Origin of the sequence: Variovorax sp. LjRoot175 (assembly GCF_964253805.1) — a bacterium.
Classification (GTDB): domain Bacteria; phylum Pseudomonadota; class Gammaproteobacteria; order Burkholderiales; family Burkholderiaceae_C; genus Variovorax.
Genome location: NZ_CAXURY020000001.1, coordinates 1,974,258 through 1,997,923, shown reverse-complemented (window position 1 = coordinate 1,997,923; position 23,666 = coordinate 1,974,258). Strand labels below are relative to the sequence as shown.

The following is a 23,666-nucleotide window of genomic DNA, read 5'->3' as shown; positions in this document are numbered from 1 at the left end:
AATCAGATCGGGTTGACGTGCGAGGGCGATGCACCCGCCGCAGAGGCGGCACTGCCCGCGGGCCGCGCCGTGCTCGCGAGCGCTGCGCCGCGGCCCATGTTGGCCGCGATGATGCGCTGCACTTCGGCGTCGGCGCCCTGGTCGAGCCGGCTGTAGACCTGTGTCTGGCTCAGCGCGCTGGCGCGCGGCGCGTCTGCGAGCATCTTGCCGCCCTTCTGCGTGACGTCGATCTCGGCATCCATCGAGAGGCCCACGCGCAGCGGATTGGCCTTGAGCTGCTCGGGGTCGAGCGCGATGCGCACCGGCACCCGCTGCACCACCTTGATCCAGTTGCCGGTGGCGTTCTGCGCCGGCAGCAGCGCGAAGGCGGCACCGGTGCCGACGCCGAGGCCGGCGACGCGGCCGGTGTATTCGACCTTCTTGCCGTACACGTCGGCCGTGAGCTTCACCGGCTGGTCGAGGCGGATGCTGCGCAGCTGCACTTCCTTGAAATTGGCGTCGACCCACACCTGGTTCAGCGGCACGATCGACATCATCGGCGTGCCGGCCGCGACGCGCTGGCCGAGCTGCACGGTGCGCTTGGCCACGTAGCCTTCGACCGGTGCCGGCATCGCGACGCGCTGTGTCGCGAGATAGGCCTCGCGCACCTTGGCGGCGGCGGCCAGCACGCTCGGGTGCTGCTCGACGCTGGTGCCTTCGGTCAGCGACTGGTTGCTCGCGAGCTGTTCGCGCGCCGAGACCACGCCGGCCTGCGCCGCCGCGAGCGCGCTCTTCGCGTTGGCGAGCGTCGTCTCGGCGTGGTTGAGTTCTTCCTTCGACACCGCGCCGTTGCCCGTGAGCGCCTGACGGCGCTTCAGGTCGTCCTGGGCGCGCGCGATGTCGCTCTGCGCCTTGACGATGTCGGACTGGCGCAGCGTGACCTGCGCGGCCAGCGAGCCGTTGTTGGCGTACAGCGTGCGCACCTGGCGCACCGTCTGCGCGAGCGCGGCCTCGGCCTGGTCGAGCGCGACCTTCGCATCGGCCGGATCGAGCTGCACCAGCGGCTGGCCGGCCTTCACGAGGTCGGTGTCGTCGGCCATGATGGCCATCACGGTGCCGCCGATCTGCGGCGTGATCTGGATCACGTTGCCCTGCACGTAGGCGTTGTCGGTCGATTCATAGTGGCTCGCGACCAGCCATTCGTAGAGGCCCCAGCCGGCGCCGGCCAGCACCACCACCGAGGCGAGTGCGGTCAGCGCGCGGCGGCGCTTGTTGCTGGAAGGCGCGGCCTCGGCGACGGGTTGGGCCGGGACGGTCGTGTCGGTGTTGTCCTTGCTGTCCATGGAAATGTCTTTCGGTTTCGCGCGGTGTTCAGGGATGCGGGGTCGGTGTCGTGCGGGCCGCAGCGGTGGTCGAAGTGGCGGGCTGCCAGCCGCCGCCCAGCGCGCGGGCCAGGCCGACCTGCGTGTCGAGGGCGCGCGCGGCGAGGTCGACCGCTTCGCGGCGCTGCGCGAGCACGGAGGTCTCTGCCGTCAGCACGTTGAGGTAGTTGCCGAGGCCGGCGCCGTAGCGCTGCACGGCGATGTCGTAGGCGGCTTCGGCCGCGCTCTGCGCGTCGCGTTGCTCGGCCTGCTGGCGCGTCACCGATTGCGCGCTGGCGACCTGGTCGGCGACGTCGCGCACCGCATCGAGCACGGAGGCGTTGTAGCTCTCGATCGCGGCGTCGAGATCGGCGGCCTTGCCGCGCAGGTTGGCGCGCAGCCGGCCGCCTTCGAAGATCGGCAGCCGGATGGCCGGGCCCACGCCCCACTGCTGGCTGCCGGACTTGACCAGGTTGTCGAAGCCGATGCTCGAGAAGCCGGCGAAGGCCACGAGGTTGATGTTCGGATAGAACTGCGTCTTCGCGTTCGCGACATCGCTGGTGGCGGCTTCGACGCGCCAGCGCGCGGCCGCGATGTCGGCGCGCCGTCCCAGCAGGTCGGCCGGGATCGTGGGCTGCAGCGCGATCGGCCGGATGCCGCCGAGCGCTGGCGGGGCCAAGCCCTGCGTCGCATTCGGCTTGGCGACGAGCGCGTCGAGCGCGTGCTGCGCAAGCGCGATCTGTTCGCGGAAGGACTCGATCTGCTGGCGCGCCTGCGGCAGGCCGCCTTCGCTCTGGCGCAGTTCGAGGCGCGTGTCGAGCCCGGCGGAGACGCGGTCACGCACCAGCTTCAGCGTTTCTTCGCGCTGCGCCAGCGTGCGCCTGGCTACGGCCAGCTGGTCGTTCAGCCGGGCCCACTGGAAATAGCCGCGTGCGATGTTGCTGGCCAAAAGGACGCGGGCGGCGTCGGCATCGGCGGCCGCGGCATTCGCGCTGCCGATGGCCGCCTCGATCGCGGTGCGGTTCTTGCCGAAGAAGTCGAGCTCCCAGCTGGCATTGAGCTGCAGCGTGCCGGTCTCCTGGATCGAGCCGCCGAGCGGCGACGGGTAGATGTAATTGCCGCTGAACTTCTGCCGCGTGAGATCGAGCTCGCCGTCGATCTGCGGTTTGCCGGCCGCCTCGGCGATGGCGGTCGAGGCCTGTGCGCGGGCAAGGCGCGCACGCGCGACCTGCAGATTGGGATTGCCTTCCAGCGCCTGGCCGACCAGGGCGTTGAGCTGGGCATCGCCGAAGCCGAGCCACCATTGGCTGTCGACGGCAGGTGCGGCCTGCGCGCTCCCCAGCCCCAGTGAATCGGCATCGCGCAGCTTCGCGTGCGAATCGATGTGCGCCATGTCGGCGCAACCGGCCAGAACAAGGACCGCCAAGGCAGCGGCCATGGCGATCGCGCGGCGGCGCGCGAACTCAGGAAGAAGCGGATTCATCTTTTTCTCCACGGGCCGCGACGGCCTGTGCGTTGTCGAGGATGCGGCGCAGATAGCCCTTGAGCTGCACCCACTCCTCACGGGTGAAGCCGGCAAGCGCCTCGTTCTGCACGCGGCATAGGACATGGGGTACCTGTCGGGCGGCGGCGCGGCCCTCGTCGGTCAGTTCGATGTTGACCACGCGCCGGTCGGAAACGGAGCGCACGCGCCGGCACAGGCCCTTGGCTTCGAGACGGTCGAGCAGTCGCGTCATGGCACCGGTGTCGAGCTGGCACTCGCGCGCGAGTTCCGCGACGGTGGTGGCGTGGCCCAGGTGGAGCTTGTAGAGCGGCGCCCATTGCGGAAAGGTGGGCGCGCCCGGTTCCCACATGTCGCTGGCGACCGCCTGGCTCACGAGGGTCGTGATGCGGCGCATCATGTGGCCGACGCTTTCCTCGGCTTGGTAATTCTCCGGCTCGTAGAAGTCGGCGGCCGGCGGTACGGCTCCTGGGCTTGGGGAATCGGACATGGCGCGATATTAGTTGTCGCGACAACTATTGTCAAGGCTACCTTTGAGGCGGCAAGCGTTGGCTAGAATCGAAGTCATGGTTTCCCCCGCTTCGCCCTCGCTCGCCAAGGGCTCTCCCAAATCACTGACCGGGCTGACCCCTTTTCTGCGCCCCTACCGCACCCAGATCCTGCTGGCTGCCGTGTTTCTGGTCCTGGCGGCGGCGACCACGCTGGTGTTCCCGCTGGCCCTGCGCGGCCTGATCGATGGCGGCCTGATCGCCGCCGACCGCGGTGCCCAGGCCATGGCGCTGCGCGAGCATTTCCTGGCCCTGTTCGCCGTGGCCGTGGCGCTCGGCATCTTCTCGGCGGCGCGCTTCTACACCGTGAGCTGGCTCGGCGAGCGGGTCACGGCGGACCTGCGCAACGCGGTCTACGCCCATGTGCTGCGCCAGAGCCCGGCCTTTTTCGAGACCACGCAGACCGGCGAAGTGCTGTCGCGCCTGACGGCCGACACGACGCTGGTGCAGACCGTCGTCGGCTCCTCGCTCAGCATGGGATTGCGCAACGCGGTGATGGGCAGCGGCGCGCTGGCCATGCTGATCTGGACCAACCCCTATGTGATGGTGCAGGTGCTCGGCATCCTGGTGCTGGTGGTGCTGCCGAGCATGTGGTTCGGCCGCCGCGTGCGCCGGCTTTCGCGGGCCAGCCAGGACCGCGTCGCCGATTCGAGCGCCATCGCGGCCGAGGTGCTGAATGCGATTCCCGTGGTGCAGAGCTACACGGCCGAAGCGCGCGAAGCGGCCCGCTTCGACGCCTCCACCGACAACGCCTTCCGCACCGCGGTGCGCCGCACGAAGGCGCGCTCGGTGCTGGTGGCCTTCATCATCATCGCGACCTCGGCGGCGCTGCTGTGGGGCTTGTACCAGGGCACGCAGGCGGTGCTGCGCGGCGACATCACGGCCGGCCACCTCGGACAGACGGTGGTCTACGTGATCATCCTGGCCAGTGCCGCCGCGGTGCTGGGCGAGGTCTACGGCGACCTGCTGCGCGCGGCCGGCGCCACCGAGCGCCTGATGGAGCTGCTGCACGCCAGGCCGGTCATCGTCTCGCCGGCCCAGCCGGCCAAGGCGGTGGTTCCCGCCGCCGGCAGCGCCGTCAGCTTCGAGGGCGTCACCTTCCACTACCCCTCGCGGCCCGGCACCCCGGCGCTGCGCGACTTCAGCCTCGCGGTGGCGCCGGGCGAAACCGTGGCGCTGGTGGGCTCGAGCGGCGCGGGCAAGAGCACGGTGTTCCAGCTGCTCTTGCGCTACTACGACCCGCAATCGGGCCGCATCGCGCTCGACGGCACTTCGCTCGCAGAGCTGTCACTCGACGAACTGCGCACGCGCATCGGGCTGGTGCCGCAGGACGCAGTGATCTTCTCGGCCAGCGCGCTGGAAAACATTCGCTACGGCCGGCCCGATGCGAGCGTCGAAGAAGTCCACGCCGCCGCGCGCGCCGCCTTTGCCGACGGTTTTCTGAAGGCGCTGCCCGAGGGCTACGACACCTTCCTCGGCGAGCGCGGCGTGCGCCTGTCGGGCGGGCAGCGCCAGCGCATTGCGATCGCGCGCGCGATGCTCAAGAACCCACCGCTGCTCCTGCTCGACGAAGCCACCAGCGCGCTCGATGCCGAGAGCGAGCGCATGGTGCAGGCCGCGCTCGAATCCGCGATGGTGGGCCGCACCACGCTGGTCATCGCCCACCGGCTCGCGACGGTGCAGAAGGCCGACCGCATCGTGGTGCTCGACCACGGCGGCATCGTGGAACAGGGAACGCATGCGACGCTGGTCGCGCAGAACGGCGTCTACGCGCGCCTCGCGGCGCTGCAGTTCACCTCGTAGGCACACCGGCAGGCAGCCAACTCGTATCCGCTATACCAGGAACACCGCGGAACCGGCTTTGCCGGGCCGCTGGTGTTGCCCCCGGTGAGGGGGTTGGCGGCCACACGAAGTGGGCAAGCCTGGGGGAGAGCTTTACTGCAGAGTTTCTTTGAGGGCGGGCGGGATGGGCAGCGAAAACACCGCGATCCCTTCGTCGAGCAGGGTCTGCGCTTCCTCGCGCGTGGCCTGACCGCGGATGCCGCGCTCCTCGGCTTCGCCGTAGTGCATCTTGCGGGCCTCGTCGGCGAAGCGTTCGCCGACGTCTTCGGTCTTGGCCATCACCTCGCGCACCGCACGCATCCAGCGTGCTTCAGGCGAGCTCTCGGCGGCAGGGGCGCTCGGCGCTTCGGCAGGCGGCTTGGGGCTGCCGAGGTTCAGGCGCGGCGCGGCCAGCAGCTTGGTGATGGCGGTGTCGGCACAGATCGGGCAGGACACGAGGCCGCCGGCGAGCTGCGTCTCGAACGCCTCGTTGGACGCGAACCAGCCCTCGAAGCCGTGGCCGTGGGCGCATTGGAGGTTGAGGACCTTCATGCGCGGATTATCAGGCGCCGGCGGGTGCGGCGGGCGTTTGCCAGTCGAGCGCCCATGCGCCCGACAGGACGTTTTGCAGCCAGAGCGTGCAGGTCAGCGTCTTGGCGTCGGACACGGTGCCGTCGCGGCACCAGCCGAACAGCTCGTCCGGCGTGGCGGTGATGACGTCGAGGAACTCGCCGTGGTCGAGCTGCCGGTCGCCCAGCGACAGGCCGCGCGCGAAGTAGATGTGGATGATCTCGGTCGAGTACGCCACCGCCAGGTGCATGGCGCCGGCGTGGGCCCATTCGCGCGCGCTGTAGCCGGTTTCCTCGATCAGCTCGCGCTGGCCGCAGAAAAGCGGGTCTTCGCCGGCATCGAGCTTGCCGGCCGGGAATTCGGTCATCACGCGGCCGATCGGGTAGCGGTATTGCCGCTCGAGCACGACGCGGCCGTCGTCGAGCAGCGGCACCACCACCACCGCGCCCGGGTGGATCACGTATTCGCGCGTCGCGCTCTTGCCGTCGGGCAGGCGCACGGTGTCGCGCTTGGCGTGCAGGAAATTGCCCTTGAACAGCAGCTCGCTGTTCGTGCCCTCTTCCCTCAGATGTGCGTCGTCCATATCATTTCCGATGCTTGAGCAGGTAGCGCCAGGTGAAGCCGGGAAAGGCCAGCACGACGAAAAGCGCGCCGGTGACGGCGTAGAACTCCCAACCCTGCGGCGCGATCTGGCCCGCGCGGCGTTCGAACAGGAGGCCGACGCCGCCGGCCACGAAGTAGAGAAGCAAGAGTTCGGCCAGTCGCAGGCCCAGCGACTTGGTGCGCGCCGACAGCGGCACCAGCCCGAACAACCGCTCGTTGACGAAGGGCAGATTGGCCGCCGCCAGCGCCACCAGCAGCACGACCCAGACCGATGCGCCCTGCGACACCTAGGGCAGGCCCTGCTAGTTGGCCAGCGTGGCCACGATCGCCTGCGCGCAGAGCGTCATGAGCCCCCCCGGCACGATGCCGAGGATCAGGATCAGCGCGCCGTTGATCGCCAGCACCGTGCGCACGTCGCGCGGCGCTGACACCGTGCTCGCGGTGACCGGCGCATCGAAGTACATGACCTTGACCACGCGGATGTAATAGAAGGCGCCGATCAGCGACATCACGACGGCGAACACCGCCAGCGCGATGTACAGGCCCTGTCCCGACGCGATCAGCGCCTGCAGCACGGCCAGCTTGGCGTAGAAGCCGACCAGCGGCGGAATGCCGGCCAGCGAGAACATGGCCAGCGCCATCACGCCGGCATAGAGCGGGCTGCGCTGGTTGAGGCCGGCGAGATCGGTGATCTCCTCGCTCTCGAAGCCTTCGCGCGCCAAGAGCAGGATGATGCCGAAGCTCGCCAGCGTGGTCAGCACGTAGGTCACGATGTAGAACATCGAGGCGCTGTAGGCGAACTGCGCGTTGTAGGTGTTGTTGTTGACCACGCCCGCCACCAGGCCCAGCAGCATGAAGCCCATCTGCGCGATGGTCGAATAGGCCAGCATGCGCTTGAGGTTGGTCTGCGCGATGGCCGCCAGGTTGCCGACCAGAAGCGATGCGATGGCGAGCAAGGCGAGCATCTGCTGCCAGTCGATCGCAAGCGGCAGCAGGCCTTCCACCAGCAGGCGGATGATGATCGCGAAGGCCGCCAGCTCGGGCGCCGAGCCGATCATCAGCGTGACCGCGGTCGGCGCGCCCTGGTAGACGTCGGGCACCCACATGTGGAAAGGCGCTGCGCCGACCTTGAAGGCCAGGCCGGCGACGATGAACACCAGCCCGAAAACCAGCACCTGGTGGTTGACCTTGCGGCTCGCGATGGCCTTGAACACCTCGTTGGTGTCGAGCGAACCGGTCGCGCCATACATCATCGACATGCCGTAGAGCAGGAAGCCGCTGGCCATGGCGCCGAGCACGAAGTACTTCATCGCGGCTTCGCTGGCCACCGCGTTGTCGCGACGCAGCGCGACCAGCGCGTAGCTCGACAGCGTGAGCAGTTCGAGCCCGAGGTAGATCAGAAGGAAGTTGCTGCCCGAGATCATCACGAAGATGCCGAGCAAGGCGAACATGCTCAGCGTGAACATCTCGCCGCCCTTCAGCATGCCGCGGTCGGCCGCATAGGGCCGGCCGTAGACCAGCGTGACCATCAGCGCCAGCGTCGCGAAGCACTTGAGCCAGTTGCCCATCGGGTCGCTCACGACCATGCCGGCGAAGCCGTAGTGGGTCTTGCCCTCGGTGGCCTGGAGCGCAGTGAGAAAGGCCACCACGGCAAGCGTGAGCAGCGTCAGCACGTAGGTGCGCGTGCGGTGCGTGCTGGTCGTGGACAGATCGACCAGCGCGATGATGCAGGCCATGACCAGCAGCACCGCCTCGGGGTAGATCGTCATCCAGCTGAGTTTGTCAATCATCTCGTTCTCTTGTTCAGCCTGGACTTATGGAATCTTCGAGGTCGCCACGTGGCGCAGCAGCTCGGCCACCGAGGCATTCGTCACATCGGTGAAGGGCTTGGGATAGATGCCCATCCACAGCACCGCGGCCGCGAGCAAGCCCAGCATGAGGAACTCGCGCGCATTGATGTCGCTCAGTTCCTTCACATGGTCGTTGCCCACCGGCCCGAGGTAGACGCGCTTGTACATCCACAGCGTGTAGGCGGCGCCGAAGATCAGCGCCGTGGAGGCGCCCAGGCCGAGCCAGAAGTTGGCCTTGACCGCGCCGAGGATCACCATCCATTCGCCGACGAAGCCGGCGGTGGCGGGCAGGCCGCAGTTGGCCATGGCGAACAGCAGCGCGAAGGCCGCGAACTTGGGCATGGTGTTGACCACGCCGCCGTAGTCGGCGATCTGGCGCGAGTGCACGCGGTCGTAGAGCACGCCGATGCAGAGGAACATCGCGCCAGAGACGAAGCCGTGCGCGATCATCTGCACGATGCCGCCCGACACGCCGAGCTCGTTGAAGATGAAGAAACCAAGCGTCACGAAGCCCATGTGCGCCACGGACGAATAGGCCACCAGCTTCTTCATGTCCTGCTGCACCAGCGCCACCAGGCCGACGTAGATCACCGCGATCAGCGACAGCCCGATCATGAGCCAGGCCCATTCGTGCGCAGCATCGGGCGCGATCGGCATCGAGAAACGCAGGAAGCCGTAGGCGCCGAGCTTCAGCATGATCGCGGCCAGCACGGCCGAGCCGCCCGTGGGCGCCTCGACGTGCACGTCGGGCAGCCAGGTATGGACCGGCCACATCGGCACCTTGACCGCGAAGGCCGCGAAGAAGGCGAAGAACAGGAAGGTCTGCGCGCTCGCGCTGAGCGGCAGCTTGTGCCAGCTCAGGATGTCGAAGCTGCCGCCCGACTTGTTGTACATGTAGATCAGCGCGACCAGCATCAGGAGCGAGCCGAGCAGCGTGTAGATGAAGAACTTGAAGGCCGCGTAGATCTTGTTTGGGCCGCCCCAGATGCCGATGATCAGGTACATCGGGATCAGCGTGGCTTCGAAGAACACGTAGAACAGGATGCCGTCGAGCGCCGAGAAGGAGCCGATCATGAGGCCCGAAAGGATCAGGAAGGCGCCCATGTACTGGTTGACGCGCTCGGTGATCACCTCCCACGCGGAGATCACCACGATCACCGTGATGAACGCGGTCAAGAGCACCAGCCACAGCGACAGGCCGTCGAGGCCGACGTGGTAGTGGATGCTGAAGCGCTCGATCCAGCTTCCCTTCTCGACGAACTGCATTGCGGCGGTTCCGGTCTGGAAGCGCGTGTACAGCGGAATGGTGACCAGGAAGCTCGCGATCGAACCGACCAGCGCCATCCAGCGCACGCCGTTCGCATGCTCGTCTTTACCGAAGGCCAGCAGCGCGGCGCCGAACGCGATCGGCACCCAGATGGCAAGGCTCAACAAACCCATTTTTGTTTTATCTCCGGCGCTTTGCGCTTACCTGTTGAACCAGACGAAGTACGTCATGAGGAGGAAGATGCCCATCAGCATCGCGAACGCGTAGTGGTAGATGTAGCCGGACTGCATCCAGCGCACGACGCCGGCGACGCGGCCGATCGCCCGCCACGAGCCGTCGACGATGGCGCCGTCGATGACCCCCTGGTCCCCGCCTTTCCAGAGACCGGTGCCCACCGCGCGCGTTCCGCGCGCGATGAGGTTCTCGTTGATCCAGTCCATGTAGTACTTGTTCTCGAGCAGCCGATGGACGGGACCGAAGGCGCGCTTGATCGCCGCCGGCAGCGCCGGATTGACGAGGTACATGTACCAGGCCATCACCACGCCGGCCAGCGCGAGCCAGAACGGCGCGGCAGTGAGGCCGTGCAGGGCCATCGCCATCGGGCCGTGGAAGGCCTCGGCCAGTTCCTTCATCGCGTGGTGCTTGCTCTCGTCGATGATGATCGCGTCCTTGAAGAAGCCGCCGAAGAGCATCGGATCGATGGTCATGTAGCCGATCACGACCGAGGGAATGGCCAGCAGCACCAGCGGCAGCCAGACCACCCAGGGCGACTCGTGCGGCACGCTGTGATCGTGGTGATGACCGTGCGGATCCGGTTCCGCATCGTCGCCGTGGTGATTGTTCTCGGGATTCTGGTTGTAGCGCTCCTTGCCATGGAACACCAGGAAGTACATGCGGAACGAATAGAAGGCCGTGACGAACACGCCAGCCAGCACCGCCCAGTACGCGAAGCCCGCGCCCCAGAGATGGCTTTCGTGCACGGCTTCGATGATGCTGTCCTTCGAGTAGAAGCCCGCGAACAAAGGCGTGCCGATCAGCGCCAGCGAACCCACGAGCGAGGTGATCCAGGTGATCGGCATGTATTTGCGCACGCCGCCCATCCAGCGGATGTCCTGGTTGTGGTGCATGCCGATGATCACCGAGCCGGCGCCGAGGAACAGCAGCGCCTTGAAGAAGGCGTGCGTCATCAGGTGGAACACGGCGACGGAATACGCCGAAGCGCCGAGCGCCACCGTCATGTAGCCGAGCTGCGAGAGCGTCGAGTAGGCGACCACGCGCTTGATGTCGTTCTGGATGATGCCCAGGAAGCCCATGAAGAGCGCGGTGATGGCGCCGATCACGAGCACGAAGGAAAGCGCCGCGTCGCTGAGCTCGAACAGCGGCGACATGCGCGCCACCATGAAGATGCCGGCCGTCACCATGGTCGCGGCGTGGATCAGCGCCGAGATCGGGGTCGGGCCTTCCATCGAGTCGGGCAGCCACACGTGCAGCGGGAACTGCGCGCTCTTGCCCATCGCGCCGATGAACAGGCAGATGCAGATCACGGTGATCAGCATCCACTCGGTGCCGGGGAAGCTCAGCTTGGCAAGCGCGTCGGCCTTGGCGAAGGCCTCGGCGTAGTTCAGCGTGCCGGCGTAGGCGGCGATCAGCCCGATGCCGAGGATGAAGCCGAAGTCGCCCACGCGGTTGACCAGGAAGGCCTTGAGGTTGGCGAAGATCGCGCTCGGCCTGTTGTACCAGAAGCCGATCAGCAGATAGGACACCAGGCCCACCGCCTCCCAGCCGAAGAACAGCTGCAGCATGTTGTTGCTCATCACGAGCATCAGCATCGAGAAGGTGAAGAGCGAGATGTAGGCGAAGAAGCGGTTGTAGCCCTCGTCTTCTTCCATGTAGCCGATGGTGTAGATGTGCACCATCAGCGACACGAAGGTCACGACGCACATCATCATCGCGGTGAGGCCGTCGACCAGGAAGCCGACTTCCATCTTGAGGCCGCCGACCACCATCCATTCGTAGATGGTGGCGTTGAAGCGGGCGCCGTCGGCGACCACGCTCTTGAGCGTCATGGCCGAGATCACGAAAGCGATGAAGACGCCGAGGATGGTCAGCGAATGCGTGATGCGGCGGCCGATGTGGTTGCCGCCGAACTTGGTGCCGAACAGGCCGGCCAGCACGGAGCCGACCAGGGGCGCCAGCGGCACGGCCAGCAGTGCGGATGCGGAGAGAGTTGCGCTCATATGTCAGTCCTAGCCCTTGAGCGCGTTGAGTTCGTCGACGTTGATGTTCGACTTGTTGCGGAACAAGAGGACCAGCAGCGCCAGCCCGATGGCCGACTCGGCCGCGGCCACGGTCAGGATGAAGAACACGAAGATCTGGCCGTGCATATCGCCGAGGAAGTACGAGAAGGCGACGAAGTTCACGTTGACTGCAAGAAGCATCAGCTCGATGCACATCAAGAGCACGATCAGGTTCTTGCGGTTCAGGAAGATGCCGATCACCGACAGCGCGAAAAGCATCGCACCCAGCGAGAGAAAGTGTCCGAGCGTGAGCGTCATGCCTTGGTCTCCCCGGCTGCCGGTGTTTCTGCGGCGGCAGGCTGCGCCGCGCGCGTGACGGGCATCTGCACGATGCGCACGCGGTCGCGCGCCTTCACGCGCACCTGGTCGGACGGATTCACGTACTTGCTGTCCTTGCGGGTGCGCAGCGTGAGCGCGATGGCCGCGACGATGGCGACCAGCAGGATGACGGCAGCGATCTCCAGCGGGTAGAGGTACTCCGTGTAGAGCAGCTTGCCGAGTTCGAGCGTGTTGGAAGTGCCCGGCCCGGAGGCCATGGCGGTCTTCGGCTCGGCGAGGCGGAAGCCGCCCATCAGCACCGCGGCCATTTCGAGCGCGATCAGCGCGCCGACGCCGGCCGCGAGCGGGAAGTGCTTCCAGAAGCCCTCGCGCAGCGCGTCGACGTTGATGTCGAGCATCATCACGACGAACAGGAACAGCACCATCACCGCGCCGACGTAGACGAGCACCAGCGAGATGGCCAGGAACTCGGCGCGCAGCAGCAGCCAGATGGCCGATGCCTGGAAGAACGCAAGCACCAGATAGAGCGCGGCATACACGGGGTTGCGCGCGGTGATGACGCGGAAGGCCGCGAAAAGCAGCACCGCGGCAAACAGGTAGAACAGGCCGGTCTTGACGTCCATGGATCGGGTTGGTTTTTTGAAGTTCGGGCCAGTCCCGCTTCAGCGGTACTTGGCGTCCGCCGCCTTGTTGGCGGCGATTTCTTTTTCGTAGCGGTCGCCCACGGCCAGCAGCATGTCCTTGGTGAAGTACAGGTCGCCGCGCTTTTCGCCGTGGTATTCGAAGATGTGGGTTTCGACGATGGAGTCGACCGGGCAGCTCTCTTCGCAGAAGCCGCAGAAGATGCACTTGGTCAGGTCGATGTCGTAGCGCGTGGTGCGGCGCGAGCCGTCGTCGCGCACATCCGATTCGATGGTGATCGCGAGCGCCGGGCAGACGGCCTCGCAGAGCTTGCAGGCGATGCAGCGCTCTTCGCCGTTCTCGTAGCGGCGCAGTGCATGCAGGCCGCGGAAGCGCGGCGACAGCGGCGTCTTCTCTTCGGGAAACTGCACTGTGATCTTGCGGCTGAAGGCGTACTTGCCGGTCAGAGCGAGCCCCTTGAACAGCTCGACCAGCATGAAGCTGGACAGGAAGTCCTTGAGCGAAAACGGCGCCGGCGAGGTTGCGGTGTGCGCAGACATGGCGATTCCAGTTATTTCCAGATGTTGTACGGGGTCTGCATCCAGGCGCCGACCACCACCAGCCACACCAGCGTGACCGGAATGAAGATCTTCCAGCCGAGCCGCATGATCTGGTCGTAGCGGAAGCGCGGGAAGGTCGAGCGGACCCACAGGAACATGGTGACCACGACGAAGGTCTTGATGCCCAGCCAGATCCAGCCCGGGATGAAGCCGAGGAAGTCGAAGGGAGGCAGCCAGCCGCCGAGGAACAGGACCGCGCACAGGATCGAGACCAGCCACATGTTGGCGTACTCGGCCAGGAAGAACATCGCGAAGCTCATGCCCGAGTACTCGATCATGTGGCCGGCGACGATTTCCGATTCGCCTTCCACCACGTCGAAGGGATGGCGGTTGGTTTCGGCCAGGCCCGAGATGAAGTAGACGAGGAAGATCGGCAGCAGCGACAGCCAGTTCCACGACAGGAAGCCGATGCCCATCGAGGCGAAATGCCCCTTGCCCTGCCCCATCACGATGTCGGTCATGTTGAGGCTGGCCGAGACCATGAGCACGACGACGAAGCAGAAGCCCATCGCGATTTCGTAGCTGACCATCTGCGCTGAGGCGCGCAGCGCACCGAGAAACGCGTACTTCGAGTTCGAGGCCCAGCCCGCGATGATCACGCCATAGACCTCGAGCGAGGTGATGGCCATGACGAACAGCAGGCCGGCATTGATGTTGGCCAGCGCGACGTCGGGACCGAACGGAATCACGACCCAGGCGGCCAGCGCCGGCATGATGGTCATGATCGGGCCGAGCAGGAACAGGCCCTTGTTCGCGACCGTGGGAAGGATGATTTCCTTGGTCAGGAGCTTGAGCGCGTCGGCAATGGGCTGCAGCAGGCCCAGCGGACCGATGCGGTTGGGGCCCAGGCGAATTTGCGTGAAGCCGATGGCCTTGCGTTCCCACAGCGTGAGGTAGGCGACCGCGCCCATCAGCGGCAGCACCACGACGACGATCTTGATCAAGGTCCAGATCACCGGCCAGGCGACGCCGGTCCACCAGTGGGCCGCGACCAGGCCCTGGCCGAAGCCGTGCAGGGTGTCGATCATGCGAACACCTCCTGCGCGGCCACGATGTGCGTCGCGCGCGCGTCGGCCGTCAGTTGCAGCGACGGCGCGCGGCGGACGATCGAGTCGAGCTGGTAGATGCTTGCCGCCACCGGCGGCGCGGCATGGGCGGCGCGTTCACCGTCGAGACGGGCTGCGGTGGCATTGCTCAGCTTGTCGGCTGGCACGCTGGCGCCTGCGCCGATGTCGGCCAGCACATCGGCCGTCGATTCGAAGGAGAAGCCCGAAAGGCCCAGCAGGTTGGCCAGCACGCGCAGCACCTTCCAGGCCGGACGCGCTTCGCCGAGCGGCTTTACGACCGCATGGAAACTCTGCACGCGGCCTTCGGCGTTGACGAAGGTGCCCGGCGTTTCGGTGAAGGGTGCGATCGGCAGCAGCACGTCGCTGAATTCGAGATTGGCCTTAAAGGGGCTCAGCGTCACGACCATCTGGGCGTGCGTGAGTGCCTCGATCACGGATGCGGCGGCCGCCGAATCGAACACCGGCTCGGTGTTGAGCAGCAGCACCGCCTTGAGTCCACCTGCGAGCATGTCGCCCGCGTGCAGGCCGCCGTCCCTGGGCAGGGCACCGACCAGCTGCGCGCCGACTGTATTGGCGGCCTCGGTGAGATAGCCGACGGTTGCGCCGGTCTGGGCGCCGATCCAGTTCGCCAGCGCCAGCAGCGCGCCGGCGTCGGCATGGTGAGCGGCCGCATTGCCGAGCAGGATGGCCTTGCGCTCGCCGCCGAGCAGCGACGCTGCGATGGCCTTGGCTGCATCGCCGGGCGCATCGCTGCTGGCCACGGGCGCCGCGACGCCGGTGCTGGCGGCAACCGCGCCGGCAATCTCGGCCAGCGCATCCACCCAGTCCTGCGCCGCCACGCGCACGGCGTTCGCCACGGGCATGGCCCAGGCTTCGTCGTCGGCCAGCAGTTCGGGCGAGGTCAGCGCGCTCAGCACGCCACCCTTGCGCACCGACTGGCGAATGCGCTGCGCGAACAGCGGATGGTCCTTGCGCAGGTTGCTACCGATCACGAGCACGCGCTGCAGTTGCGACAGCGATGCAATCGAGGTGCCGAGCCAGCGCACGCCTTCGAAGGCGTTGAACTCGGCGTTGCGCAGCCGGTAGTCGATGTTGCCGCTGCCGAGACCGTGCGTCAGCAGCTTGGCCAGGTGCAGCTCTTCGAGCGTGCTGTGCGGGCTGGCGAGTGTGCCGATGCTCTGCGCGCCATGGTCGGTCTTGATCTGCTTCAGGCCATTGGCCACGTACTCGAGCGCGGTCTGCCAGTCGACCTGCTGCCACTGGCCGCCCTGCTTGAGCATCGGCTGCGTGAGGCGCTCGGGGCCGTTCAATGCTTCGTACGAAAAGCGATCGCGGTCGGCGATCCAGCATTCGTTGACTTCTTCGTTCTCGAGCGGCACCACGCGCATCACGCGGTTGTTCTTGACCTGGACGATCAGGTTGGCGCCGGTCGAATCGTGCGGGCTCACCGACTTGCGGCGCGAGAGTTCCCAGGTGCGGGCGCTGTAGCGGAAGGGCTTGCTGGTGAGCGCGCCCACGGGGCAGAGGTCGATCATGTTGCCCGAGAGCTCGGAGTCGACCGAATCGCCGAGGAAGGTTTCGATTTCGGCATGCTCGCCGCGATGCGACATGCCGAGCTCCATCACGCCGGCCACTTCCTGGCCGAAGCGCACGCAGCGCGTGCAGTGGATGCAGCGGCTCATCTCTTCCATGCTGATGAGCGGGCCCACGTCCTTGTGGAAGACCACGCGCTTTTCTTCTTCGTAGCGCGAGGACGAAGCGCCGTAGCCGACGGCCAGGTCCTGCAGCTGGCATTCGCCGCCCTGGTCGCAGATCGGGCAGTCGAGCGGATGGTTGATCAGCAGGAACTCCATCACCGACTGCTGGGCCTTGATCGCCTTGTCGCTCTTCGTGCGCACGATCATGCCCTGCGTCACCGGTGTGGCGCAGGCCGGCATCGGCTTGGGCGCCTTTTCGACGTCGACCAGGCACATGCGGCAGTTGGCCGCGATGCTGAGCTTCTTGTGATAGCAGAAGTGCGGGATGTAGGTACCCGCCTTGTCGGCCGCATGCATGATCATGCTGCCTTCGACGATTTCGACCTTCTTGCCGTCGAGTTCGATTTCAACCATATATGTATGTGTTTTCGCGCTCAGGCTTTGACGGGTGCCTTCGGGACGTAGCCCGGGATCAAGGCCTCGAACTCGTGACGGAAGTGCTTAATCATGGCGCGCACCGGCATCGCGGCGGCGTCGCCGAGCGCGCAGATGGTGCGGCCCTGGATGTTGTCGGCCACCGAATTGAGCAGCTCCATGTCGCTCGGCTTGCCGTGGCCGTTGTGGATGCGGTCCACCACGCGCCAGAGCCAGCCCGTGCCTTCGCGGCACGGCGTGCACTGGCCGCAAGACTCGTGCATGTAGAAGTACGAGAGGCGCTTGAGCGACTCGACCATCGAGCGGCTGTCGTCCATCACGATCACCGCACCCGAGCCCAGCATCGAGCCGGCCTTGGCGATGGAGTCGTAATCCATCGTGCACTCCATCATGATCGAGGCCGGCAGCACCGGCGCCGACGAGCCGCCAGGAATCACTGCCTTGAGCTGGCGGCCCTTGCGCACGCCACCGGCGAGTTCAAGCAACTTCGAGAACGGCGTGCCCATCGGCACTTCGTAGTTGCCGGGCAGTTCGACGTCGCCGCTGACCGAGTAGATCTTGGTGCCGCCGTTGTTCGGCTTGCCGCATTCGAGGTAGGCCGGACCGCCGTTGACGATGATCCACGGCACCGCAGCGAAAGTCTCGGTGTTATTGATGGTGGTCGGCTTGCCGTAGAGCCCGAAGCTCGCTGGGAACGGCGGCTTGAAGCGCGGCTGGCCCTTCTTGCCTTCGAGCGATTCGAGCAGCGCGGTTTCTTCGCCGCAGATGTAGGCGCCGAAGCCATGGGACGCATGCAGCTGGAAATTGAAGCTGCTGCCCAGGATGGCATCGCCCAGGAAGCCGGCGGCGCGCGCCTCTTCCAGCGCTTCTTCGAAGCGATCGTAGGTCTGGAAGATCTCGCCGTGGATGTAGTTGTAGCCCACGCTGATGCCCATCGCATAGGCGGCGATGGCCATGCCCTCGATCACGATGTGCGGGTTGAACTGCAGGATGTCACGGTCCTTGCAGGTGCCGGGCTCGCCTTCGTCCGAGTTGCAGACCAGGTACTTCTGGCCCGGGAACTGGCGCGGCATGAAGCTCCACTTGAGGCCGGTCGGGAAGCCCGCGCCGCCGCGCCCGCGCAGGCCCGAGGCCTTGACTTCGGCAATCACCTGCTCGGGCGTGATGCCTTCGCCGAGGATCTTGCGCAGCGCCTTGTAGCCACCGCGCGCTTCGTAGTCGGCCAGGCGCCAGTTGGTGCCGTCGAGACCGGCATAGATCTGCGGCTCGATATGGCGGTCGTGAAAGCAGGTCTGGACGCCGGTGGCCTGGAACTGCGAGAGCACTTGTTCGGGCGTCATCATTGCGCACCCTCCGCCGTCGAGGTACGCAGGCCGTCGATCAGCTGATCGAGTTTTTCGTTGCTCATGAAGCTGCACATGGTGCGGTCGTTGACCAGCATCACAGGCGAATCGGCGCAGGCGCCGAGGCACTCGCTCTGCTGCAGCGTGAACATGCCGTCCGCCGTGGTCTCGCCCATCTGGATGCCCAGCTTCTTCTCGAGATGAGCCAGCGCCACCGCGCCGTCGCGCAGCTGGCACGGCAGGTTGGTGCAGACGTTGAGCTTGAACCTGCCCACCGGCTGCTGGTTGTACATGTTGTAGAAGGTCGTGACCTCGTGCACCGCGATCGGCGCCATGCCGAGGTAGGCGGCGATCTCGCGCTCGCGCTGCACGCTGACGAAGCCTTCGTCCTTCTGCACGATCGCGAGGCAGGCCATCACGGCCGACTGCTTGCCTGCCGGCGGGTACTTGGCGACCTCGCGCGCAAAAAGCTCCAGCGTGGCGGCCGAAAGCGGCGCCTGGTTGCTGCTGTGGGTGGTCATTCGTTCGCTCACCTGTCGATCTCGCCGAACACGATGTCCATGGTGCCAATCACCGCGACCGCGTCGGCAATCATGTGGCCGCGCGACATCTCGTCGAGCGCCGCCAGATGCGGGAAGCCCGGAGCGCGGATCTTCAGACGGTAGGGCTTGTTGGCGCCATCGCTCACGAGATAGATGCCGAACTCGCCCTTGGGATGCTCGACCGCGGCATAGGCCTCGCCTTCGGGCACGTGAAAGCCTTCGGTGAAGAGCTTGAAATGGTGGATCAGTTCCTCCATGTTCGCCTTCATCGACTCGCGCGCCGGCGCCGCGACCTTGTGGTTGTCGGTGATCACCGGGCCCGGGTTGACGCGCAGCCAGGCCGAGCACTGCTGGATGATGCGGTTGGCCTGGCGCATTTCCTCGACGCGCACGAGATAGCGGTCGTAGCAGTCGCCGGTCTTGCCCACCGGCACGTCGAAGTCCATGCGGTCGTAGACCTCGTAGGGCTGCTTCTTGCGCAGATCCCATTCGACGCCCGAGCCGCGCAGCATCGGGCCGGTGAAGCCGAGATTCAGCGCGCGCTCGGGCGTTACCACGCCGATGCCAACAGTGCGCTGCTTCCAGATGCGGTTGTCGGTGAGCAGCGTCTCGTACTCGTCGACCATCTTCGGGAAGCGCTTGCAGAAGTCGTCGATGAAGTCCAGCAGCGACCCCTGGCGGTTCTGGTTGAGGCGCTCGATCGCCTTCGCATTCTTGATCTTGCTGACCTTGTACTGCGGCATCGCGTCCGGCAGGTCGCGGTAGACGCCGCCCGGCCGATAGTAGGCCGCGTGCATGCGCGCACCCGACACCGCCTCGTACATGTCGAACAGGTCTTCGCGCTCGCGGAAGCAGTAGATGAGCATGTTCATCGCACCGCAGTCCAGGCCGTGCGCACCCAGCCACAGAAGGTGGTTCAAGAGGCGCGTGATCTCGTCGAACATCACGCGGATGTACTGCGCGCGGATGGGCACGTCGAGGCCCATGAGCCGCTCGATCGCGAGGCAGTACGCGTGCTCGTTGCTCATCATCGAGACGTAGTCGAGCCGGTCCATGTAGGGCAGCGACTGGATGTAGGTGCGCGTCTCGGCGAGCTTCTCGGTCGCGCGGTGCAGGAGGCCGATGTGCGGATCGGCGCGCTGGATGACTTCACCGTCGAGCTCGAGCACCAGGCGCAGCACGCCGTGCGCCGCGGGGTGCTGGGGTCCGAAGTTCAGCGTGTAGTTCTTGATTTCGGCCATGTCGGTCTCAGTGCAATCCGCCGTAGTTGTCTTCGCGAATCACGCGCGGCGTGATCTCGCGCGGCTCGATCGAGACCGGCTGGTAGATGACGCGCTTCTGCTCCGCGTCGTAGCGCATCTCGACATGGCCCGAGACCGGGAAGTCCTTGCGGAACGGGTGGCCGATGAAGCCGTAGTCGGTCAGGATGCGGCGCAGGTCGTCATGGCCTTCGAACACGATGCCGTAGAGGTCGAAGGCTTCGCGTTCGAACCAGCCGGCGGCGTTCCAGATGCCGGTCAGCGAATCGATCACCGGCAGATCTTCGTTGGGCACGAACACCTTGAGGCGCACGCGCTGGTTGAGGCTCACGGAAAGCAGATGCGTCACCACGCAGAAGCGTTCGCCTTCCCACTCGCCTTCGCGGTAGTCGGAGTAGTCCAGGCCGCAGAGATCGATCAGCTGCTCGAAGCGGCAGCCGGGCGCGTCGCGCAGCAGGGTCGCGGCTTCCAGATAGTCGGCCGCGCCGACCACCACCGTCACTTCGCCGAGCGCGAGGGTGACGCTCTTGGCCTTGGCGCCAAGCGTTTCGGCAATCTGGGTCTGCAGTGCCTCGGGAGAAATAGCAAAGTCGGTCATCGTCTCTCGCTTCTCAGGCACGCGCGATCGTGTTGGTGCGGCGAATCTTCTGCTGGAGCTGGATGATTCCGTAGAGCAGCGCCTCGGCGGTCGGCGGGCAGCCCGGCACATAGACGTCGACCGGCACGATGCGGTCGCAGCCGCGCACGACCGAGTAGCTGTAGTGGTAGTAGCCGCCGCCGTTGGCGCACGAGCCCATCGACAGCACCCAGCGGGGCTCGGGCATCTGGTCGTAGACCTTGCGCAGCGCCGGCGCCATCTTGTTGCACAGCGTGCCGGCCACGATCATCAGATCGGACTGGCGCGGGCTCGGGCGGAACAGCATGCCGAAGCGGTCGATGTCGTAGCGCGCGGCACCCGCGTGCATCATTTCCACCGCACAGCATGCGAGGCCGAAGGTCATCGGCCACAGTGATCCGGTCTTGGCCCAGTTCACCACCGAGTCGTAGGTGGTGGTGACGAAGCCTTCCTTCATGACGCCTTCAATGGCCATTGTTCATTCCCAGTCGAGCGCGCCCTTTTTCCACTCGTAGACGAAGCCCACGACGAGGATGGCGAGAAAAATCATCATGGCCCAGAAACCGACCGGACCGATTTCCTTGAGCGCGATCGCCCACGGGAAGAGAAAGGCGATTTCGAGGTCGAAAAGAATGAAGAGAATCGCCACGAGGTAGTAGCGCACGTCGAACTTCATGCGCGCGTCTTCGAAGGCCTCGAAGCCGCATTCGTAGGGCGCGTTCTTTTGAGCGTCGGGCCGATTGGGGCCGAGGATGTAACCGAGAACCTGCGGTGCGACGCCGACACCGACTCCGACCAGGATGAACAACAGGACGGGAAGGTAGGAATCGAGGTTCATCGGGGTCTTTTACCGCTTGACGCCGACAGGAAGATGAAGCTTCCTGCCGGCGAGATTTGGTGCGGTCGGCGAGACTCGAACTCGCACAGCTTTCGCCACTACCCCCTCAAGATAGCGTGTCTACCAATTTCACCACGACCGCGGTTTTGTGTGTCCGGATGGCATGAGGAACCCGATAGGGTTTTGGCTTTCCGGACAGCTTTAGAGTTTACCCTGAAATGAAGTCGTTTTCGCTCGGTGGCCGCATCGAAAACGACAGGATCACTTGGTCGGGATCTGCGCAGCGCCCGAAGCCGGTGCAGCAGGCGCCGAAGCCGGTGCATTCGTGCCCGGTGCCGCAGCAGGTGCGTTGCCGGAAGGAATCTGCGATGCCGGGCCCGAAGGTGCGGGGGCAGGCGCCGGCGCCGGCGCGCCGATCGTGGCGCGCTCGAGCAGGCTGCCGCCGCCCGTCGGCCGTGCATGGCTGAAATAGGCGAGCAGCAAGGTGCATGCGAAGAACACGGCGGCGAGAACGCCGGTGGTGCGCGAAAGAAAGTTCGCGCTGCCGCTGGCGCCGAACAGGCTGCCCGCACTGCCGCTGCCGAAGGCCGCACCCATGTCGGCACCCTTGCCGTGCTGGATCAGGATCAGGCCGATCATCGCGAGTGCGGTGAGCATCTGTACGCCCACCAGGATATTGAGGACCACGTTCATTCGTTCTAACTCCTAAATTCGTTCGCGGCTGCGCTGGTCTCAGCGTGCCGCAGCAATGATCTGCAAAAAGTCGGGTGCCTTCAGCGAAGCGCCGCCGATCAGGCCGCCGTCGATGTCGGCCTGGGCCAGCAATTCGGTCGCATTGGCTGCATTCATGCTGCCGCCGTAAAGGATGCGGATGCCTGCCGCGTGTTCGCTCGCCGCGTGGTGCAGTTGCGCACGCAGCACGGCGTGCACCGCCTGCGCCTGCTCGGGCGTCGCGGTCTTGCCGGTGCCGATGGCCCAGACGGGCTCGTAGGCCACGACGATCTCGCTGATGCAGTGGCCATTGACATGGATCACCGCCGCGAGCTGGCGCTTCACGACCTCTTCGGTGTGTCCTGCCTCGCGCTCTGCCAGCGTTTCGCCGACACAGACGATGGGCGCGATGCCGTTCGCGAGCGCAGCGGCGGTCTTGGCCGCCACCAGTTCGTCCGTCTCGCCGTGGTACTGGCGGCGCTCCGAGTGGCCCACGATCGCATAGCGCACGCCGAAGTCCCTCAGCATGGCCGCCGATTGTTCGCCGGTGAATGCGCCTTGCGGCTGCGCCGACACGTCCTGCGCGCCCAGCGCGATCGGCGATCCGGCGACGAGCGCCTGCACCTGCGCCAGGTACGGCGTCGGAACGCACACCGCGATGTCGCACGAAGGCGTGCCGACGCCCTGCAGCAGAGCCTTCACCAGCGCCTCGTTGGCCGCGAGGCTGCCGTTCATCTTCCAGTTGCCGGCGATGAGCTTTTTCTTTGTCGTCATGTCTGTCTTGTTCACCAGGTCAGCACGATCTTGCCGATGTGCTGGTTCGATTCCATCAGGACGTGGGCTTGCGCCGCGCCGCTGGGCTCGCCCTGTGCGGCGAAGGTGCTGTGGATCACGGGCTTGACGGCGCCGCTTTCGAGCAGCGGCCAGACTTTTTCGCGCAAGGCCTTTGCGATCGCACCCTTGAATGCCACCGGCCGCGGACGCAGGGTCGAACCGGTGATCGTGAGCCGCCTGCGCAGCACCAGGCCCGCATTGAATTCGCTCTTTGTGCCACCCTGCACTGCGATGATCACGAGCCGGCCGTCCTCGGCCATGCATTCGATCTCGCGCGGCACGTAGGCGCCGGCCACCATGTCGAGCACCACGTCAACGCCCTTGCCGCCGGTGAGGCGCTTGACCTCTTCGACAAAATCGGACGTCTTGTAGTTGATCGCATGGTCGGCGCCGAGCTTCCTGCAGGCTTCGCACTTGTCGTCGCTGCCGGCCGTCACGATCACCGTCGCGCCGAAGGCCTTGCCCAGCTGAATGGCCGTGACGCCGATGCCGCTCGAGCCGCCCTGGATCAGCAGAGTCTCGCCCTTTTGCAATCGGGCCCGATCGAACACATTGCTCCACACGGTGAAGAAGGTCTCTGGCAGCGAAGCCGCCTCGGCATCGCTCCAGCCCTTGGGCACCGGCAGGCACTGGGCCACGGGCGCCACGCAGAGTTCTGCATAGCCGCCGCCCGCGATCAACGCGCAGACGCGATCGCCGACGGCGAAGCCAGCCTCACGCATCGCGGCGGCATCGCCCGAAACGATCTCGCCCGCGACCTCGAGCCCCGGCAAATCCGAAGCGCCCGGCGGCACCGGGTAGTTGCCGGTGCGCTGGAGCACGTCGGGGCGGTTCACGCCGCTCGCGGCCACGCGAATCAGCAACTCGCCCGCGCCCGCGACCGGCGCGGGGCGCTCGGCCACGCGCAGCACCTCGGGAGCGCCGTACGAAGTGATTTCAATGGCTTTCATGCTTGTCTCGGCTGCAGCGCCCGCCCTGGCGGGCAGACGCACGGTGAAATGACGGCA

At 66.0% G+C, this 23,666-nt stretch carries 24 protein-coding genes and 1 tRNA gene; 1 reads left to right on the top strand and 24 read right to left on the bottom strand.

Annotation, left to right across the window (positions count from 1 at the left end):
* Positions 1-2 precede the first annotated feature (2 nt).
* From ACSQ89_RS10100 to ACSQ89_RS10090, 3 genes are read right to left on the bottom strand one after another with little or no spacing between them, the layout of a single operon-like run.
* Entirely contained in the window at positions 3-1,322 is a 1,320-nt protein-coding gene (locus ACSQ89_RS10100; protein WP_436290621.1) for an HlyD family secretion protein, read from the bottom strand.
* A gap of 28 nt (positions 1,323-1,350) precedes the next feature.
* Positions 1,351-2,823: an efflux transporter outer membrane subunit gene (locus ACSQ89_RS10095; protein ID WP_436290622.1), complete on the bottom strand. Its 1,473-nt coding sequence runs from the start codon at positions 2,821-2,823 to the stop codon at positions 1,351-1,353.
* The gene (locus ACSQ89_RS10090) at positions 2,804-3,331 is read right to left on the bottom strand and encodes a MarR family winged helix-turn-helix transcriptional regulator (RefSeq protein ID WP_093102447.1); all 528 of its coding nucleotides are present in this window, start codon (positions 3,329-3,331) and stop codon (positions 2,804-2,806) included. The genes ACSQ89_RS10095 and ACSQ89_RS10090 overlap by 20 nt, the downstream gene beginning before the upstream one ends.
* Positions 3,332-3,407: 76 nt before the next feature.
* Here ACSQ89_RS10090 and ACSQ89_RS10085 point away from each other — a divergent pair, with 76 nt between their 5' ends.
* Complete coding sequence (locus ACSQ89_RS10085) at positions 3,408-5,192, top strand: ABC transporter transmembrane domain-containing protein (protein ID WP_093102446.1); 1,785 nt, start codon at positions 3,408-3,410, stop codon at positions 5,190-5,192.
* Between the two features lie 132 nt (positions 5,193-5,324).
* Here ACSQ89_RS10085 and ACSQ89_RS10080 read toward each other — a convergent pair whose 3' ends face one another.
* From ACSQ89_RS10080 to ACSQ89_RS09980, 21 genes are all read right to left on the bottom strand, one after another.
* Entirely contained in the window at positions 5,325-5,762 is a 438-nt protein-coding gene (locus tag ACSQ89_RS10080) for a DUF1178 family protein (protein ID WP_093102444.1), read from the bottom strand.
* 10 nt (positions 5,763-5,772) lie between these two features.
* Positions 5,773-6,363: an NUDIX domain-containing protein gene (locus ACSQ89_RS10075; RefSeq protein WP_093102443.1), complete on the bottom strand. Its 591-nt coding sequence runs from the start codon at positions 6,361-6,363 to the stop codon at positions 5,773-5,775.
* 1 nt (position 6,364) lies between these two features.
* Positions 6,365-6,670: a DUF2818 family protein gene (locus ACSQ89_RS10070; protein WP_093102441.1), complete on the bottom strand. Its 306-nt coding sequence runs from the start codon at positions 6,668-6,670 to the stop codon at positions 6,365-6,367.
* Positions 6,671-6,685: 15 nt separating this feature from the next.
* Positions 6,686-8,173, bottom strand: coding sequence for an NADH-quinone oxidoreductase subunit NuoN (gene nuoN / locus ACSQ89_RS10065; RefSeq protein ID WP_093102440.1), 1,488 nt, complete (start codon positions 8,171-8,173; stop codon positions 6,686-6,688).
* Between the two features lie 24 nt (positions 8,174-8,197).
* A complete protein-coding gene (locus ACSQ89_RS10060; protein ID WP_436290623.1) occupies positions 8,198-9,673 on the bottom strand; it encodes an NADH-quinone oxidoreductase subunit M in 1,476 nt (491 codons plus the stop codon).
* Between the two features lie 27 nt (positions 9,674-9,700).
* Positions 9,701-11,737 carry an NADH-quinone oxidoreductase subunit L gene (gene nuoL, locus ACSQ89_RS10055; RefSeq protein ID WP_436290624.1) on the bottom strand — a complete coding sequence of 679 codons (2,037 nt, stop codon included), beginning with the start codon at positions 11,735-11,737 and terminating at the stop codon, positions 9,701-9,703.
* A 9-nt stretch (positions 11,738-11,746) separates the two neighbouring features.
* Positions 11,747-12,055, bottom strand: coding sequence for an NADH-quinone oxidoreductase subunit NuoK (gene nuoK / locus ACSQ89_RS10050; RefSeq protein WP_086922746.1), 309 nt, complete (start codon positions 12,053-12,055; stop codon positions 11,747-11,749).
* The gene (locus ACSQ89_RS10045; protein WP_093102435.1) at positions 12,052-12,699 is read right to left on the bottom strand and encodes an NADH-quinone oxidoreductase subunit J; all 648 of its coding nucleotides are present in this window, start codon (positions 12,697-12,699) and stop codon (positions 12,052-12,054) included. Before ACSQ89_RS10045 ends, nuoK begins: the two co-directional genes overlap by 4 nt.
* A gap of 39 nt (positions 12,700-12,738) precedes the next feature.
* Positions 12,739-13,257 (bottom strand): NADH-quinone oxidoreductase subunit NuoI, encoded by a 519-nt coding sequence (gene nuoI / locus ACSQ89_RS10040; protein WP_093102433.1) that lies wholly within the window; start codon positions 13,255-13,257, stop codon positions 12,739-12,741.
* A gap of 11 nt (positions 13,258-13,268) precedes the next feature.
* Positions 13,269-14,345: an NADH-quinone oxidoreductase subunit NuoH gene (nuoH, locus tag ACSQ89_RS10035; protein ID WP_436290625.1), complete on the bottom strand. Its 1,077-nt coding sequence runs from the start codon at positions 14,343-14,345 to the stop codon at positions 13,269-13,271.
* Positions 14,342-16,495 (bottom strand): NADH-quinone oxidoreductase subunit NuoG, encoded by a 2,154-nt coding sequence (gene nuoG, locus ACSQ89_RS10030; protein WP_436296178.1) that lies wholly within the window; start codon positions 16,493-16,495, stop codon positions 14,342-14,344. Before nuoG ends, nuoH begins: the two co-directional genes overlap by 4 nt.
* 20 nt (positions 16,496-16,515) lie before the next feature.
* Positions 16,516-17,859, bottom strand: a complete 1,344-nt coding sequence (nuoF, locus tag ACSQ89_RS10025) for an NADH-quinone oxidoreductase subunit NuoF (protein ID WP_170855467.1) — start codon at positions 17,857-17,859, stop codon at positions 16,516-16,518.
* Entirely contained in the window at positions 17,856-18,380 is a 525-nt protein-coding gene (gene nuoE, locus ACSQ89_RS10020) for an NADH-quinone oxidoreductase subunit NuoE (protein WP_093102429.1), read from the bottom strand. The genes nuoF and nuoE overlap by 4 nt, the downstream gene beginning before the upstream one ends.
* A gap of 8 nt (positions 18,381-18,388) precedes the next feature.
* Complete coding sequence (locus ACSQ89_RS10015; protein ID WP_093102427.1) at positions 18,389-19,642, bottom strand: NADH-quinone oxidoreductase subunit D; 1,254 nt, start codon at positions 19,640-19,642, stop codon at positions 18,389-18,391.
* Between the two features lie 7 nt (positions 19,643-19,649).
* Positions 19,650-20,258 carry an NADH-quinone oxidoreductase subunit C gene (locus tag ACSQ89_RS10010; RefSeq protein WP_093102425.1) on the bottom strand — a complete coding sequence of 203 codons (609 nt, stop codon included), beginning with the start codon at positions 20,256-20,258 and terminating at the stop codon, positions 19,650-19,652.
* Between the two features lie 13 nt (positions 20,259-20,271).
* Positions 20,272-20,751, bottom strand: coding sequence for a NuoB/complex I 20 kDa subunit family protein (locus ACSQ89_RS10005; protein ID WP_021008163.1), 480 nt, complete (start codon positions 20,749-20,751; stop codon positions 20,272-20,274).
* Positions 20,752-20,754: 3 nt separating this feature from the next.
* Positions 20,755-21,114, bottom strand: a complete 360-nt coding sequence (locus ACSQ89_RS10000) for an NADH-quinone oxidoreductase subunit A (protein ID WP_093102424.1) — start codon at positions 21,112-21,114, stop codon at positions 20,755-20,757.
* A 57-nt stretch (positions 21,115-21,171) separates the two neighbouring features.
* A tRNA-Leu gene (locus tag ACSQ89_RS09995) sits at positions 21,172-21,256 on the bottom strand.
* 119 nt (positions 21,257-21,375) lie between these two features.
* On the bottom strand, positions 21,376-21,807 hold the full coding sequence (gene secG, locus ACSQ89_RS09990) for a preprotein translocase subunit SecG (protein WP_093102422.1): 432 nt from the start codon (positions 21,805-21,807) through the stop codon (positions 21,376-21,378).
* A 39-nt stretch (positions 21,808-21,846) separates the two neighbouring features.
* On the bottom strand, positions 21,847-22,599 hold the full coding sequence (gene tpiA, locus ACSQ89_RS09985) for a triose-phosphate isomerase (RefSeq protein ID WP_093102681.1): 753 nt from the start codon (positions 22,597-22,599) through the stop codon (positions 21,847-21,849).
* A gap of 11 nt (positions 22,600-22,610) precedes the next feature.
* Positions 22,611-23,609, bottom strand: coding sequence for an NAD(P)H-quinone oxidoreductase (locus ACSQ89_RS09980; RefSeq protein ID WP_436290627.1), 999 nt, complete (start codon positions 23,607-23,609; stop codon positions 22,611-22,613).
* Positions 23,610-23,666 lie beyond the last annotated feature (57 nt).